At 38.4% G+C, this 16,471-nt stretch carries 12 protein-coding genes and 1 tRNA gene; 11 read left to right on the plus strand and 2 right to left on the minus strand.

Features of this window, described 5'->3' with window-relative positions; all coding sequences use genetic code 11:
* The 6 genes from H3T46_RS01170 (at nucleotide 1) to panB (ending at nucleotide 9,375) form a co-directional block, all read left to right on the plus strand.
* On the plus strand, nucleotides 1–1,644 hold the full coding sequence (locus H3T46_RS01170; protein WP_198197169.1) for a ribonuclease J: 1,644 nt from the start codon (nucleotides 1–3) through the stop codon (nucleotides 1,642–1,644).
* 71 nt (nucleotides 1,645–1,715) lie between these two features.
* Nucleotides 1,716–3,038, plus strand: coding sequence for a proline--tRNA ligase (gene proS / locus H3T46_RS01175; protein ID WP_155565370.1), 1,323 nt, complete (start codon nucleotides 1,716–1,718; stop codon nucleotides 3,036–3,038).
* A gap of 7 nt (nucleotides 3,039–3,045) precedes the next feature.
* The gene (locus H3T46_RS01180) at nucleotides 3,046–4,305 is read left to right on the plus strand and encodes a lipoprotein-releasing ABC transporter permease subunit (protein ID WP_198197170.1); all 1,260 of its coding nucleotides are present in this window, start codon (nucleotides 3,046–3,048) and stop codon (nucleotides 4,303–4,305) included.
* Complete coding sequence (locus H3T46_RS01185; RefSeq protein ID WP_198197171.1) at nucleotides 4,298–4,987, plus strand: ABC transporter ATP-binding protein; 690 nt, start codon at nucleotides 4,298–4,300, stop codon at nucleotides 4,985–4,987. Before H3T46_RS01180 ends, H3T46_RS01185 begins: the two co-directional genes overlap by 8 nt.
* Nucleotides 4,988–5,003: 16 nt before the next feature.
* Nucleotides 5,004–8,435, plus strand: a complete 3,432-nt coding sequence (dnaE, locus tag H3T46_RS01190) for a DNA polymerase III subunit alpha (protein WP_198197172.1) — start codon at nucleotides 5,004–5,006, stop codon at nucleotides 8,433–8,435.
* Nucleotides 8,436–8,562: 127 nt separating this feature from the next.
* Nucleotides 8,563–9,375 carry a 3-methyl-2-oxobutanoate hydroxymethyltransferase gene (panB, locus tag H3T46_RS01195; RefSeq protein ID WP_198196199.1) on the plus strand — a complete coding sequence of 271 codons (813 nt, stop codon included), beginning with the start codon at nucleotides 8,563–8,565 and terminating at the stop codon, nucleotides 9,373–9,375.
* Nucleotides 9,376–9,451: 76 nt separating this feature from the next.
* On the opposite strand, the gene htpG is transcribed toward panB, so the two are convergent.
* Together htpG and H3T46_RS01205 are read right to left on the minus strand one after the other, a co-directional pair.
* Nucleotides 9,452–11,293: a molecular chaperone HtpG gene (gene htpG / locus H3T46_RS01200; protein WP_198197173.1), complete on the minus strand. Its 1,842-nt coding sequence runs from the start codon at nucleotides 11,291–11,293 to the stop codon at nucleotides 9,452–9,454.
* A gap of 113 nt (nucleotides 11,294–11,406) precedes the next feature.
* Nucleotides 11,407–12,261: an N-formylglutamate amidohydrolase gene (locus H3T46_RS01205; RefSeq protein WP_198197174.1), complete on the minus strand. Its 855-nt coding sequence runs from the start codon at nucleotides 12,259–12,261 to the stop codon at nucleotides 11,407–11,409.
* 122 nt (nucleotides 12,262–12,383) lie between these two features.
* Between H3T46_RS01205 and H3T46_RS01210 the strand changes: the two genes are divergently transcribed.
* The 5 genes from H3T46_RS01210 (at nucleotide 12,384) to H3T46_RS01230 (ending at nucleotide 16,458) form a co-directional block, all read left to right on the plus strand.
* Nucleotides 12,384–12,458, plus strand: a tRNA-Val gene (locus tag H3T46_RS01210).
* Nucleotides 12,459–12,588: 130 nt separating this feature from the next.
* Nucleotides 12,589–13,200: a fumarylacetoacetate hydrolase family protein gene (locus H3T46_RS01215; RefSeq protein ID WP_198197175.1), complete on the plus strand. Its 612-nt coding sequence runs from the start codon at nucleotides 12,589–12,591 to the stop codon at nucleotides 13,198–13,200.
* 68 nt (nucleotides 13,201–13,268) lie between these two features.
* Nucleotides 13,269–14,270: a lytic transglycosylase domain-containing protein gene (locus tag H3T46_RS01220; RefSeq protein ID WP_198197176.1), complete on the plus strand. Its 1,002-nt coding sequence runs from the start codon at nucleotides 13,269–13,271 to the stop codon at nucleotides 14,268–14,270.
* A gap of 68 nt (nucleotides 14,271–14,338) precedes the next feature.
* Nucleotides 14,339–15,211 carry an SPOR domain-containing protein gene (locus H3T46_RS01225; RefSeq protein ID WP_198197177.1) on the plus strand — a complete coding sequence of 291 codons (873 nt, stop codon included), beginning with the start codon at nucleotides 14,339–14,341 and terminating at the stop codon, nucleotides 15,209–15,211.
* Nucleotides 15,212–15,219: 8 nt separating this feature from the next.
* Nucleotides 15,220–16,458 (plus strand): D-alanyl-D-alanine carboxypeptidase family protein, encoded by a 1,239-nt coding sequence (locus H3T46_RS01230; RefSeq protein WP_198197178.1) that lies wholly within the window; start codon nucleotides 15,220–15,222, stop codon nucleotides 16,456–16,458.
* Nucleotides 16,459–16,471 lie beyond the last annotated feature (13 nt).

The raw sequence follows: 16,471 nt of genomic DNA on the forward strand, positions 1-16,471 counted from the left end.
ATGAATGAAACTGCAAACGATTTTGCCTTTCTTCCCTTAGGAGGAACAGGTGAAATTGGTATGAATTTTAATTTATATCGTCTTAATGGGTCATGGCTTGCATTTGATTGTGGCATTGGTTTTAGTGGTAACGACATGCCGGAAGCCGATATTTTGGTGCCTGATCCTGAGTTCATCATTCGATATAAAGATAGTTTGTTAGGATTGGTTATCACTCACGCACATGAAGATCATATCGGTGCGATAACATATCTTTGGGAAGCATTGGAGTGTCCAATCTATGCAACGTCGTTTGCCGCTTCAATTATTAGAAGAAAATTGAGAGAGGCTAACTTACTGAATGATGTCACAATTCATCTGATTGATATTGGAGCCCGTATCAGAATTGGGGAATTTGATCTGGAATTTATACCTGTAACGCATTCTATACCTGAAGCGCAAAGTGTTGTAATTCGCACTCCTTATGGAACAGTATTACATACAGGTGACTGGAAATTCGATCCTGATCCTGTGATAGGTCATCCAACAAATCTTTCAAAATTTGCCGAGATAGGTGATGAAGGTGTTTTGGCAATGATTTGTGATAGTACGAATGCGATTGTTAAACGTGCGCCTGAATCAGAGGGTGCCGTCAGAAAAAGCATGGTTGATCTTATTGCCAATATCAGGGGAAGAGTTGCAGTAACTTGTTTCGCAAGTAATGTCTCAAGGATCGAGACAATTGCTTATGCAGCAAAACAGGCCAATCGCCCTGTGGTAATTATTGGCCGCTCTTTGCAGAATATTGAAATTGCAGCACGTGAAAATGGATATTTTCGGGATATTCCTCCGTTTTATACGGAACATAATATGAATGAAATTGATCAGGAAAATGTTGTATTCATTATTACGGGAAGTCAAGGGGAGGAAAGATCAGCCTTAACCCGTATTTCCTATGATACACATCAACATATATCTTTTGGTGTTGGAGATACTGTTATTTACAGCAGTCGTACAATTCCCGGTAATGAATTGGCAATCATGCGTGTACAGGATAATCTGGTGCGCCGCGGGGTCAGGGTAATAACATCCGTAGATCATTTGGTTCATGTTTCAGGACATGCCAGTCATGATGAAGTTACAGAATTATATAAACTGGTAAAACCAAAATACGGCATTCCTGTTCATGGTGAGTGGGTTCATTTGAATGCACAGGCGGAAATTGCAAAATCTTGTAACTCTGAACCTATCCTGCTGGAGGATGGAGATATCATTCAATTGGCACCAGGACCAACCAAAATTGTAAATAGTGTACCTTATGGTCGCTTGACGGTTGATGGCAACAGGCTTTTATCCATAGATGGGAACGTATTGGCGGCACGTCGACGCATGCTTTATAACGGTGTTATTGTTGCAAGTTTTGCAGTGGATGATGAGGGTATGTTGTTGAGTGATCCAAATATAAGCGCGCCCGGTTTACTGGATCAGTATGATGATTGTGATCTGATTATTGATAATTTTGCCGATGAAATTGAACAGTTACCAAGAACAGTTCGGTTGAATGACGAAGAATTAATTGACAAATCGAAAACAATACTAAGACGTATTCTGGGGCGTAAGCTTGGTAAAAAACCGCTTATCGAGGTTCACGTCATACGGTTGTGATATTCTATTGATATTGAGTAATATTGATCGATTGTAATGTTTCATAAAAATATGGTTTTAATAGGATAAATATGCGTCTATCGTCCAGTTTTCTTCCAACTTTAAAAGAAGATCCAGCTGAAGCTCAAATTATCTCTCATCGTCTCATGTTAAGAACAGGGATGGTTCGGCAAATGTCTTCTGGCATTTATGCATGGCTGCCCTTGGGCTTGAGAGTTCTTGACAATATATCGAGAATTGTGAGGGAAGAACAAAATGCTATCAATGCACAGGAAGTTTTGATGCCAACTTTGCAATCGGCGGATTTATGGAAACGTTCTGGGCGTTATGATGCTTATGGACCGGAAATGCTTCGTATTGTTGATCGTCACAAACGTGATCTTTTATATGGTCCCACGAATGAAGAAATGATAACCGATATATTTGGACAATTTATAAAGTCATATAAAGAGCTTCCACAGCTTTTATACCAAATTCAGTGGAAATTCAGGGATGAAATTCGTCCACGTTTCGGCGTGATGCGCGGGCGGGAATTCTATATGAAAGATGGATACAGTTTTGATCTTAATTATGAAGATGCTGTTGTAACCTATCATAAAATGATGCTTTCTTATCTCAGAACATTTCAAAGAATTGGTGTAAAAGCAATTCCAATGTTGGCTGATACAGGTCCGATAGGCGGGGACTTAAGCCATGAATTTATTATTCTGGCACCTACGGGTGAAAGCGGGATCTATTTTGATTCTGATTTCACGGAACAGAACTGGCTTGAAATGCCGGTTGATATAAATGATAAGGAATCCTTGGCCGCTTTCTTCCAACGTATGACACGATTTTATGCCGCCACTGATGAAAAACATGATCAGAATGAATGGCAAAAAGTTCCAGAATCCAGACGCTGTGAAGGGCGTGGAATTGAGGTAGGTCAAATCTTCTATTTTGGTACAAAATATACAGAAGCAATGAATGTTTCTGTGATAGGACCTGATAGTTACAAAATAAATCCTCATATGGGTTCTTACGGTATTGGGGTTTCCCGTCTTGTCGGGGCAATAATTGAATCATCACATGATGATCAGGGGATAATATGGCCAGATGCTATTGCTCCTTTCAAAGCCGTGATTATTAATTTGGGATTGAAGAATCAAGCTTGTAAGGATGCTTGTGAAGCATTGTATAAAATGGATCAAGAACAGTTTTTATATGATGATCGTGATGAACGGGCTGGAGTGAAATTTGCAGATGCTGATTTGATGGGGCACCCTTGGCAAATTATTATCGGTCCAAGAGGGATAGGTAATAATGTTGTCGAAATTAAACGTCGTGAAACCGGCGAAAGAACGGAAGTATCTATAGAACAGGTGATGAATTATATTTCCTCTTATCAAAGGTAATGTATTTATGTTTGGCTCTTTTGAAAGAATGGTTGCAAAACGATATCTTCGTGCTAGAAAAGGCGAGCGTTTTGTTTCAATAATAGCTATTTTTTCATTAATAGGAATAGCCTTGGGTGTTGGAACATTAATAGTCGTCATGGCTGTCATGAATGGTTTCAAGGCTGATTTATTGGGACGTATACTAGGCTTGAATGGAGATTTGAGTGTATACAGTCAATCTTATGATGGGCCAACCTCTTTAAGGGGATATAATAATTTATCCAACAGAATTGAACAAATGCCTCATATTACATCTGCCATTCCCTTTATTGAAGGACAAGTGTTGATAAGTGCTGGAAATTTCAACTCTGGTGGAATGGTTAGGGGAATGACAGCTTCTGGTTTGGAAAAACTCAAGGTCATTAGTAAAACTCTCGATCCAACAGTTTTGAAACAATTTCAAGGCGATGATGTCATCATTATTGGTGAAACTCTTGCTGAGCAAGCAAATCTGGGAGTTGGTTCAAGGTTAACTTTAATTTCACCTAAAGGGTCCGCAACAGTAATGGGTAATATTCCCAGAATCAAATCCTATAGAATTATTGGTATTTTTGATTCTGGTATGCATGAATATAATTCCAGTTATGTTTTTTTACCGATGCGGGCAGCACAGAAATATTTTCAGCTTGATGATGAGGTAACAGGGATCCAGATATTCTCGAATGATTCAACCCATATTCAAGCTGTTACGCATCAACTTGAGAATTCGTTTAGAAATGATAATCTGAAATTTGTCGATTGGACTCAGAGCAACAATGCTTTTTTTGGAGCAGTGCAAGTTGAACAGAATGTGATGTTTCTTATTCTGGCGTTAATTATCTTGGTTGCTGCTTTTAATGTCATATCCTCTTTGATTATGATGGTTAAGGATAAAACACGTGATATTGCCATACTTAGAACCATGGGGGCATCACGTGGTGCGATAATGCGGATATTCCTGATGTGCGGGGCATCTGTTGGGGTAACAGGAACACTGATAGGAACTGTATTGGGAATTTTATTTTGTAAAAATATAGAACATATACGTCAGGGTTTGCAAAAAATCACGGGAACAAATCTATTTAATCCTGAGGTTTATTATCTTGAACATTTGCCGGCTAAGTTAGATTGGTCAGATGTGATACAGGTTGTGTCAATGGCTCTGTTTCTTTCTTTACTGGCGACATTATACCCATCTTGGAAAGCAGCAAAAACGGATCCAGTTGAGGCATTGAGAAATGAATAATCAAGTTGTCCTCCAGTTAGATAAAATTTCACATGCCTATAAAAATGGTGATGAGAACCTTCAAATTTTGCACAATGCTGATTTTACGCTCAACCATGGTGAAATTGTTGCCCTGATTGCTCCTTCTGGTACGGGTAAATCAACCTTGTTGCATATTGCTGGATTGCTTGAAAAACCCCAAAAGGGCGAAATTATTATTCAAGGTCGAAAATCTTCCAGATTGAATGATCGGGAAAGAACGCAATTAAGATTAAATTCAATAGGATTTGTTTATCAGTTTCATCATTTGCTTGCTGAATTTACTGCCTTGGAAAATGTTTTGATACCACAATTGATAGCAAAGGGATCTAAAACGAAAGCGGTAAATATAGGTAGGGACTGGTTAAAGAAATTTGGTCTTGGTCATCGTGTCGATCATTACCCAGGAAAGTTGTCTGGTGGAGAGAAACAGCGAGTTGCAATTGCACGGGCTTTGGTAAATTCACCAAAAATTCTATTGGCGGATGAACCAACGGGAAATTTAGATGAAAAGAATTCCGAGCATGTTTTTAATTTGCTGTTACAGGTTGTACGTAGTGAAGGTTTGACAGCTTTGATCGTTACTCATAATCATTGCCTAGCCACCAAAATGGATCGGGTTGTTACCTTGCATGAGGGCAAAATAATTCCTTGTCATTTATAATAAGGTATAAAAATAGATGTCTCTTGCCTCTTTTATCCATCTTCGTAGCCATTCTGCATATTCACTAAGTCAGGGGGCTATTCGCATACCTCAAATGGTTAAGCTGGCCAAGACAATGAACATGCCAGCTATCGCAATTACGGATACAGGAAATTTGTTTGGGGCATTAGAATTTTCAAAAACCAGTGTTGAAGCAGGCATACAGCCGATTATTGGATCTCAGATCGGTATTCCCGTTTTAGGTGAGCAACCGCGTCATATTACAAATTGGCCAATTGTTTTGTTGGCTCAAAATGATATTGGATTGTTGAATTTACAATTTCTTTCATCAGAAGGTTTTCTAAATGGAGATCCATCGGATCCCTTTGTCAATGTAGATACAATATGTGAACATTCAGAGGGTTTGATTCTTTTGACTGGTGGAACACGGGGGCCTATATTTCAATTATTATCTGAGGGTCAGGAAAAGCATGCATCTATGTTGCTTGAACAGTTTGCAAAAGCTTTTCCAGGGCGTTTGGCTGTTGAATTGCAACGTCATAATCTGGCTGAGGAAAAATCGGTTGAGCCAGGTTTAATCGATCTGGCAGACCGGTATGGCTTACCCCTTGTAGCAACAAATGAATGTTTTTTTCCGACTCCTGAATTGTACGAGGCGCACGATGCGCTAATTTGTATTGCGCAGGGATGTACTGTTGATATACAGGATCGTTGGAGAGTTACACCTGAACACTGGTTCAAGCCTCCGGAAATGATGTGTAATCTGTTTTCGGATCTTCCTGAAGCATGCAGTAACACGATTGAAATCGCAAAACGGTGTGCAGTTAAAATTGAAACCAGAAAACCTATGCTGCCACATAGTAGAAAAATAAAGGCGGGGATAACGGCCGAGGATACGCTTGAACAAATGGCAAAATCAGGTCTGGAAAAACGTTTGATATCTATTTGCGATCTTACACAAGATCATCGCCAGAAATATGTAGATCGTCTTGATTACGAAATAAATATTATCAAGAATATGGGCTTTTCAGGTTATTTTCTTATAGTTGCTGATTTTATTCAATGGGCCAAGGAACATGATATTCCTGTCGGACCGGGAAGGGGATCTGGGGCAGGATCCTTGGTGGCCTGGGCATTGACGATTACTGATTTGGATCCTTTGCGCTTTAATTTGCTGTTTGAGCGCTTTTTGAATCCTGAACGTGTTTCAATGCCGGATTTTGATATCGATTTTTGTCAAGACCGGCGAGATGAAGTCATTGAATATGTAAGACAAGCCTATGGAACCAACCAGGTGGCACAGATTATAACTTTTGGAAAATTGGCTGCGCGTGCTGCTGTTCGTGATGTTGGTCGTGTTCTTGGATTTCCTTTCGGAATGGTCAATAAGGTTGCTGAACTCATACCAAACAATCCCGCCCATCCAGTTACCTTGAAACAGGCCATTGAAACTGAACCTAGATTGCAGGAAATGCAGGCAACAGATGAAAATATACATCGTCTTTTACAAGTGGCTTTGCAGTTGGAGGGATTATACCGACATGCAGGTACGCATGCAGCGGGTGTGGTCATAGGGGACCGTCCGCTGGTTGAACTTGTGCCGCTTTATCGTGATCCGAAAAGTGATATGCTTGTTACGCAATATAATATGAAATTTGTCGAACAGGTTGGGTTGGTTAAATTTGACTTTTTAGGATTAACCACCCTGACGATTTTGCAGCGAGCCGTTAAAATGCTGGAAAAGTTGGGACAACATATTGATCTTTCGAAAATTCCGCTTGATGATACCCTGACTTATGAAATGTTGAGTCGAGGTGAATCCGGAGGCGTTTTTCAATTTGAAGGCGCCGGGATGCGTGATGTTTTGCGTCAAATGCAGCCCAGTCGTATAGAGGATCTGATTGCCGCTGTCGCTTTGTACCGACCAGGCCCGATGGCCAATATTCCCGATTATTGTCGACGTAAGCATGGAGAAGAATGGCAATCACCGCATGAAAAAATAAGGGATATTCTTGAAGAGACTTATGGCATCATGGTCTATCAAGAACAGGTCATGCAAATTGCCCAGAGATTGGCTAATTATAGTCTTGGGGGGGCGGATCTCTTACGTCGAGCAATGGGTAAGAAAATTCGTTCCGAAATGGATAAGCAGCGTGAGATTTTTACTGAAGGTGCAACTAAAAATGGTATTGATCGGCAAAAAGCGATAGAGATATTTGATTTGATGTCGCGGTTTGCTGATTATGGGTTCAATAAATCCCACGCTGCTGCTTATGCTCTGGTTTCTTATCAGACAGCATGGATGAAAGCGAATTATCCAGTGGCTTTTTTTGCCGCGTGTATGTCACTGGCACGAGAAAAGACGGATAAATTAGCCATTCTTCGACAAGAGGCGAAAAGAATTGGTATTTCTGTCTTGCCTCCTGATATCAACAAATCCGGTGCTGATTTTGAAATTGAGAAACAACCTGATGGCAGTTTGGCTATACGCTATGCATTAGCTGCGGTTAAAAGAGCGGGTTTTAGCGCCATGGAAGCCTTGGTTCATGATCGGGATGGTCGAGATTTCAAAAATCTTGCAGATTTTGCCGAACGCATTGATTATCAGAATTTAAATAAGGGCCAACTTGAAAATCTTGCCAAGGCGGGTGTTTTTGATTCAATCGAAAATAACAGACATAAGGTTTTTGCATCAGCCGAAGTGATTTTACGGAGAGCCCATGCACGAAAAGAGGAAAAAGCAAGTGGCCAAATTGGATTATTTCAAAATGCCACGGCACAAATGGCAGAACCGTTAAAAATTAACAGTGTGGCTGAATGGCCCGAAATTGAACGGTTAACTTTGGAAGCTGAGGCAATAGGCTATCATATGACAGCCCACCCACTAGATTCGTTTAGGGCTTTACTGATCAAATTGGGAATACAACCGATAAATAATCTCGAAACAATTGCTCGTTCCGGTGAGGGAAGAATTAAACTTGCTGGCTGTATATTAAATTGTAAGGAACGTCCTACCCGTAAAGGTACCAAAATGGCTTGGGTTGGATTATCGGATAAAACTGGAGCCTGTGAGATAACTTTTTTTTCTGAAAGTTTGACCCGTTATCGTGATTTGCTTGTAGCTGGTAAAATGGTTATCGTAACGGTTGATTTAAGGTTGGATGCAGAAAATTTGCGTATAACGGCAAATCACGTGGAAGATCTTGAAACATCGATATCCGGTTTGGTCAAGGAACTCAAAATATGGATTGATGACGTCCAAGCTGTAGAAACAATTTCAAAATTGTTGGAAAATACGCAGAAAGGCAATGGTAAAATCATTTTAATTCCCAATCTTGTTCAGCAACAAGAAGTGGAAATTTTATTACCAGGATACTATAATGTATCACCCGTTCTCGCACAGCATATCAAAGTGATCAATGGCGTTGAAAAAGTAGATCAATTTTAAAAAATAAAAAATTATAATAAAGTTTTTTGAAATAATTTATTAACCGAGCTGATTAAATATCATGAATAATAAATAGTTATTAATATTTTACAATAAATTTAATCGGTTATAAATCATAGAGATTTGAATGATAGAGAATAAGATCAAAAGAATTACTGTTCCCCAGATATCGGCGAAAAAAAATAAGGAACCAATTGTTTCCTTGACCGCCTATACTGCTTCAGTTGCACAAATTGTGGATCCTCATGTTGATTTGATACTTGTGGGTGATTCACTCGGGATGGTCATTTACGGATTTGACACGACTTTGGCTGTGACAGTTGAAATGATGATCGAACATGGCAAGGCTGTTATGCGTGGATCAAAAAATGCGTGTGTGATGGTTGATTTACCTTTCGCCTCCTATCAGGAAAATCCGCAGCAGGCCTTTAGGAACGCAGCACGCATATTGCAGGAAACGGGTGCAGCAGCAGTGAAACTCGAAGGTGGGGAGGAAATGGCTGAAACCGTTGAATTTCTTGTCAAAAGAGGTATACCTGTTTGTGGACATGTTGGATTGATGCCGCAAGCTGTTCAAACCATGGGTGGGTTTAAAATTGCAGGAAGAAACACCAAACAAATTGAAAAAGTCATGCGGGATAGTAATGCTATTGCCAAAGCGGGTGCTTTTGCAATTGTTTTGGAGGGAGTGGTTGAATCAGTGGCAAAAACAATTACTGAACAATTATCAATTCCTACAATTGGAATAGGTGCTTCTCCAGCCTGTGATGGTCAAGTCTTGGTATGTGATGATATTTTTGGTGTTTTTCAAGGATTTAAACCAAAATTTGTTAAACGGTATGCCCAAATTGGTCAAACAATGGAAGAGGCAGTCAAATCATATGCCATGGAAGTCAGATCCAGAACGTTTCCAAGCGCTGAATTCTGTTTTGAAAAATAGACCAAATATTTCTTGTTTAAGGTTTTGAAAAAGGCGAGCATTCATTGATGCATCGCCATTTTTAATATATCTAGGATTATGCTAATGCGGCTGCAATACGTTTTGCAAATAATGTTGGATCAGATGGCATTTCCCCATCCTGTATTTTTGCAATATCAAGCAGTATAAATGCAGCTTCATCTATATTCTCGCCTGAATTTACTTTCTTGATTAAAGATTTGATTAAATTATGATTTGGATTAATTTCCAGAACAGGTGGGGCTGAAGGAATTGAGCGATCGTTACGACGCATTAAACGTTGCATTTGTAAATCGGGTCCGTCCTCTTTTGCAGCCAAAATTACAGGACTGTCAACAAGGCGTGTCGTCATGCGAGCATCCGTAATTTTGTCTTTCAAACTTTCCATCAAAGTTTTTAAAAGTTTTTCTTCTTCCTCGCTGTTGGATCTTTCCTCCTTTCCCATAAGTTTATCGAGATCTTCCTTGGCACGGGTAATGCTGCGTAAAGGTTTTTCCTCAAATTTTCCAAAACGATCAGGCCAGAAAGCATCCACGGGATCAGTGAATAATAGGACCTCGATTCCTTGTGCTTTGAAACCTTCAAGATGAGGTGAGGTTTTTAAGACTTCAAGGGAATCTCCAGCCAAGAAATAGATGGCCTCCTGATTTTCTTTCATACGTTCCACATAGTCGGAAAGACTTGTCAAACCATCAACGGTAGATGAATAGAATCTTGAGATTTTGGCTATTGTATCATTATTTTCATTGGGTTCCCAAAGTCCTTCTTTAAGAACTGCCCCGAAAAGTTCCCAAAACTTTGTATATTTTTCTTTATCTTCCGAAAGTTTTTTTAATTCACTTATCACACGGTTAACAAGGTTCTTACGAATACGTGCAAGAACGGGTGTGTTTTGTAGCATTTCCCTGGATACATTTAGGGGAAGATCTTCAGTATCCACAATCCCCTGAATGAAACGTAACCAAGGTGGAAGCATGTCCGCTTCATCCGTAATAAACATACGGCGTACATGCAATCGTACCTTGCTTTTTCTTTCTTGATCGACTGGTGCGAATGGAGAAACCATTCCGGGAATAAATAACAAAGAAGTAAATTCAATCACGCCTTCAGCATGCCAAAAAAGCGTAGCCAATGGTTTGTCAAATAAATGGGTTACATGACGATAGAATTCATCTAGTTGTTCATCGGATATATCGCCACGTGGTTTTGTCCAGATTGCTTGACCTTCATTGGCGGATGTTTCTTTGTCATCCTGTTTAATCGTAATGGGCCAGGCAATATGATCTGCCCATTTACGGATAATATTCTCCAGTCGCATGCTTTCCAAATATTCTTCAGCATCTTTTTTAATATGAAGAATAACATCTGTACCAGGTGTATTTCTTGTTGAGGAAGCGATACTATACTTGCCTTTACCTTCAGAGTTCCATGCCCAGGCTTCATCCGATCCGGCACGTCGTGAAACCACCTCAACTTTATCCGCCACCATGAAGGCTGAATAAAATCCAACACCAAATTGACCGATGAGATTAACACGATCTTCGGGTTTGGCATCCTTAAGCTGTTTTTCAAACGCTCTTGTTCCTGATTTTGCAATGGTTCCGAGATTTTGGATCATCTCATCCTTACTCATACCGAGACCATCATCACTGATCGTTAATAAATTTCCCTTTTTATCAACGGTTAAAAATATTTGGGGTTTATCGGGCAAGGCAACTGTTTGATTGGTAAGCGATTCAAAACGTCTTCTATCCAATGCATCTGCAGAGTTGGCAATTAATTCTCTTAAAAAAATTTCTCTCTCTGAATAAAGTGCATGAACAACCAGATCCATAAGGCGTTCAACTTCTGCACTAAAATTGTGTTGTTCTTCAGCATGCGTAGATGTTGCATCACTCATTTTCACTTGTAAGCCTTTATCATATTTATGGGTTAAAATTAAATTTGAATTAATTATATAACAAAATAAACTGGAAATTAACGAAGACAATTAATAATTTTTTTTGGTAACAATTAAATTTTTAAAATTTCTTTCCACTGACTGGTAATCATAATCAGAAATTCAGTCATAATTTTTTGAATTCTAAAAAAATTTTCATTGAGTTGGAAACATTCTTCATTCAAATATAATTTTTTATTTATTTCAATTTGTAAAACATGAATATTTTTAAAAGGATTTCCATAATGACTGGTAATATACCCTCCTGCATAAGGTATATTTTTTTTCACTGTTAAGCCTTTTGATTGAAAATATCTAGCAGTCTGGTTTATTAACAGCGGGCAACAGCTTTTTGAAAAATTGTCTCCTAATATTATATCTGCAAGGGCAGTGGTTTGGATGCGTGGGGATGGCATTGAATGTACATCGAGGATGATGCCTCCATTAAAATGATTTTTACAGTTATGAATGAAATTTTGAATTTGTTGATGATAGGAAAACCAATAATTTTGAATTAGTTTTTCAATATGAGTAAATGAAAGATAATATTTGAAAATAACTTTTCCTGAATTACTGATTTTATGAACTGTTCCAATTCCGTTTTTTACCCGAGCGGATTCTGTATCACACCATGAGGGAAGTGTTTCCCTGAACATTTTTGGATCAAGTTCCCATGCCCATCGATTGAGATCACAGAAAATACGGGATAATTCTGCATTTAACAAACTGCCACCATAATTAGGTACATGATGAAAAAGTTCATGGACAAAACTGTCTTCACTCTTGCGTAATTCATCCAAGGGTAATCTTGTTAGTTCAATCAAATTTTGTGGATAGAATTGTCCAGAATGAGGCGAGCTGACTAAAAACGGTAAAACATTATTATCAGGTTTCTGTAAATGATATATTTTTGTTTTATAAGTTGGCACAAAATAACCTTGCTAACGGAAAAAAAAGAATGATTTTATATAAAATATTTTATTTTTTTGCATTTGACCACTTGCGCTTTTAAACTAAGATGTGTATCAAGCAGTTTATCAAACGTTAAGATGGGCGCATAGCTCAGCGGGAGAGCACTACCTTGACATGGTAGGGGTCACAGGTTCAATCCCTGTTGCGCCCACCATCTTATCCTAACCGTGAAAAAACTAATCATAATTCAAAAAATATTGTCTTTCGTTTGTACATATAATCATCATAATTTACCTGTATAATAAAAAAAATATTTAAAATTCCCTGTTTGTGTATTGGATGAAATGATGATTAATAATATTTATTGTGTTGGCAGAAATTTTGCTGAACATGTAAAAGAATTGGGAAATCAAATCGAATCTGTCCCCGTAATTTTTAGTAAACCCAACACCTCCTTGGTTGAGGGAGATACAATTATCCTACCTGATTTTTCACACGATATTCATTATGAAACAGAAATGGTATTAAAGATTTCCCAGGATGGTTTTAAAATTTCGGAGAACAAAGCCGAGAATTATTATGATGAAATCGCTCTAGGCCTTGATTTGACGGCTAGAGACCTGCAAACAGCATTGAAAGAGAAAAAATTGCCCTGGTTTTTAGCAAAGGGTTTTAAAGATTCCTGTTACCTTTCCTCTTTTGTAAAAAAGGAACTGTTATCTCTTCCTATTTGCTTTTCAATGAAATTAAATGGAGAAGAGCGTCAGAGAGAAAATAGCAATAACATGATTTTTAATTTCAGCAAGATTATATCCTATATTAGCCAGTTTGTTCCATTAAAAAAATCAGATGTGATTTTCACTGGTACGCCAAAGGGTGTAGGTAAACTGAAATCTGGGGATCAAATATCACTCTTTTTGCAGGAAAATGAAATTGCTATAGTAAAAGTGAAATAATTACATGATTTTAATTAAAATTATTTGGTAAGCCAATATATTTTAATCGACATAAAAGGGTAATAGCGATGAGGCGAAGACAATTTTTGGCAAATTCTATTGGCACAGCAGTTATGGCAGTTGGAAGTGGAAAATTTGTTTTTTCGAATATACCCGCTTTTGCGAGATCATCATCCGAATATAAATCCTTTCTTTTCAATATATATCAACAGGCTGTTCAGCTAGGATTGAATGCCTCTATTATGAGGCATGCTTTGAATTATTCTTTACCGAATAAAAAAGTGATTGAACTTGATCATAAACAGCCAGAATTTGTCATGACATGGCAACAATATTATAAAAAAGTCATAACAGTAGAAAAAAAAGAACAAGGTCGCAATAAATTTCAGGAACTTCAAACGTTTTTGACCGCTCTTTGGCGGAGTTATGAAGTTGATCCTTCTATACTTGTTGGAATATGGGGAATAGAATCCTTTTATGGCAAATTTCTCGGAAAATTTAATGTTATTGATGCTTTGGCAACTTTGGCTTATGAAGGTAGAAGAGCTAAATTTTTCAAAATTGAGCTCATGAATGCATTAAGAATTCTTAATCATAGAAATATCAATCCTGAAAATATGATGGGCAGTTATGCTGGTGCAATGGGACAGCCCCAATTTATGCCCAGTGCATATTTACGGTATGCGGTTGATTTTTCAGGAAACGGTCATCCAAATATTTGGACAAATGAAAAAGATGTACTGGCTTCAATTGCCAATTACCTGAAGAAAAATGGTTGGCATGGATCTGAACCCTGGGGACAAAAAATTTTATTGCCAATTGATTTCAATGGTTCATATATCGGACATCATGTTTCAAAAACACTTGATGAGTGGAAATCAATGGGCGTTAAGCGATCAGATGGTTCGGATTTTTCCCGTCTGGATATTTATGGCAGTATTTTGAAACCGGATGAGAAAAATAATAATGGTTTTATGATTTATCATAATTTTAATGTAATACGCCGCTACAACCCTTCGGATTATTATGCACTTGCAGTCGGATTGCTGGGAGATGCGATAGTTGCATAAAATGATTGTTTTTTTGTAATATAAATATAAAATAACAAAATATTAATTTCGTGAATTTGAATTATATCGTGAAAAAATATTTATTTTCTCTATTGTTGATAAGTATAGCCTGTTGTACCAAGGAAGAAAAACCATTGCAACCAGCTCAGATTCACTACGTGGTTGGTCAACCTTATCAGGTTGGCGAACAATGGTATTATCCAGAGGAAAATTTTGCCTATCATGCAACAGGTTTGGCAGTTATATCCAAAATTCAGAAAGATAAACTGACTGCTGATGGGGAATATTATGATCCGCAACGTATGACGGGTGCACATCCCACATTGCAATTACCAAGTATTATAAAAGTTCGCAATGTTGACAATGGTAGGGAAATTTCAATTCGTTTGAATGATCGTCCATCATCTTATCCTTCCAGATTGTTGGAATTGACGCCAAAAGCTGGTGAATTATTGGGAATTTCAAACGGTCAAACAGCGAAAATCGAAATTGTTGAGGAAGAAGATCAAAGCCAAAATCTTGCTTTTGAAATGCCCAATGGTCCGCAAACGGAAATGAAAGTTAACACTGCGCCTTTGGATACAATCATGGTTGAAAATCTGAATGTCAAATCAAGCGAAAATAATGCGAAAAAAAAATCAGATCCCATTTTCCAAAAAGCATTAAATTCTTCATTAATATTAAAAGATATGCCCATCACTTTTACGCAGGGTCAAATTACAGGGGGGCAAATATGGATTGATTGTGGCTCTTTCACCTTGCGAGTTTACGCTAATAAATTGGCGGCACGTATTGGTGGGAGAGTGACCTATAGTTTTGAAGGAGGGCGCAGAATATTGCATGTTCGTTCTGGTCCCTATCAATCAGTCGAAAGTGCAGATCAAAATCTTGATTATTTGTTAAAATCTGGCATTAAGGGTGCCAAAATTATAGTTGAATAGGAACAAGCGTGCATACTCGTAGATCAATATTGACTGGAATTAGTGGCGTAGCTGCATCTCTGGCTCTGATAGATTCAAATTCAGCAAATGCCCGAAGAGCCATTCGTAAAGCGGCAAGCAGGAAATTCTCGTCAGCAACTCAAGAGGCGGTTTCGAATGGTCCACCAGCCGTAACACCAATAGGTCCTTTTGACACGTTGGCACAATACGCCTTTATCATGGACTATAATACAGGTACCGTTTTGATGGATAAATTGGCAGACCAACCTATGCATCCGTCGTCTTTGACAAAAATCATGACCTGTTATATTGTTTTTGCCATGCTGCGAACCGGGCGTTTAAAGCTTGATCAGTTGCTTCCCGTAAGTGAGAAAGCCTGGAAAATGCAGGGATCAAAAATGTTTGTTCCCCTGAATGGACAAGTTTCTGTCCAGGATTTGATCCAGGGTGTTGTTATACAATCCGGGAATGATGCCTGTATTGTACTTGCCGAAGGAATTGCCGGATCTGAACAGCAGTTTGTATCCATGATGAATGAAATGGCGCCCAAGATGGGATTGCGGAATTCTCATTTTATGAACTGTACCGGATGGCCGGATAGCAATCATCTGATGTCTGCCCGTGATATTGCTCTGATAGCCTATCATCTTATTCATGATTATCCCGAATACTATCATTTTTTTTCCGAAAAAGAATTCACTTTCAATAAAATCACCCAGGGCAATCGAAATGTTTTGGTAGACAAAGGGCTTGCGGACGGTTTGAAAACAGGACATACAGATGCTGGCGGTTATGGATTATGTGCCAGTTCTGAACGGAATGGTCGTCGGGTCATAATGGTGGTCAACGGATTAACCTCGATGAATATGCGGGCCCATGAGAGTGAACGTTTGATAGAATGGTCTTTCAATCAATTTGAAAATGTTAAGTTATTCAATAAAGGGGATATTGTTGAACAGGCACCAGTTTGGATGGGAGCACAAGAAACAATTCCACTGGTTGCAGGTGAAAATCTTGTTTTAACCTTGCCTGTCGGGATGCGTGATAAATTGAAGGTAACCCTTGATTATAACGCCCCTTTGTCCGCACCTGTTATGAAAGGACAAAATGTTGAGGCCTCTCTGTCTGTAAAAAATGGTGGAATTACTGTACAAGTTCCCATAATAGCTGGTGAGACAGTTGAAAAAGCTAATATTATTTCACGTATGATGAAAAATGTAAGCTATCGTTTAACGAATAAAAATTAATCAACATTATTTT

The organism is Commensalibacter sp. M0133, from assembly GCF_016101485.1.
In the GTDB taxonomy this organism is placed as follows: Bacteria; Pseudomonadota; Alphaproteobacteria; order Acetobacterales; family Acetobacteraceae; genus Commensalibacter; species Commensalibacter melissae.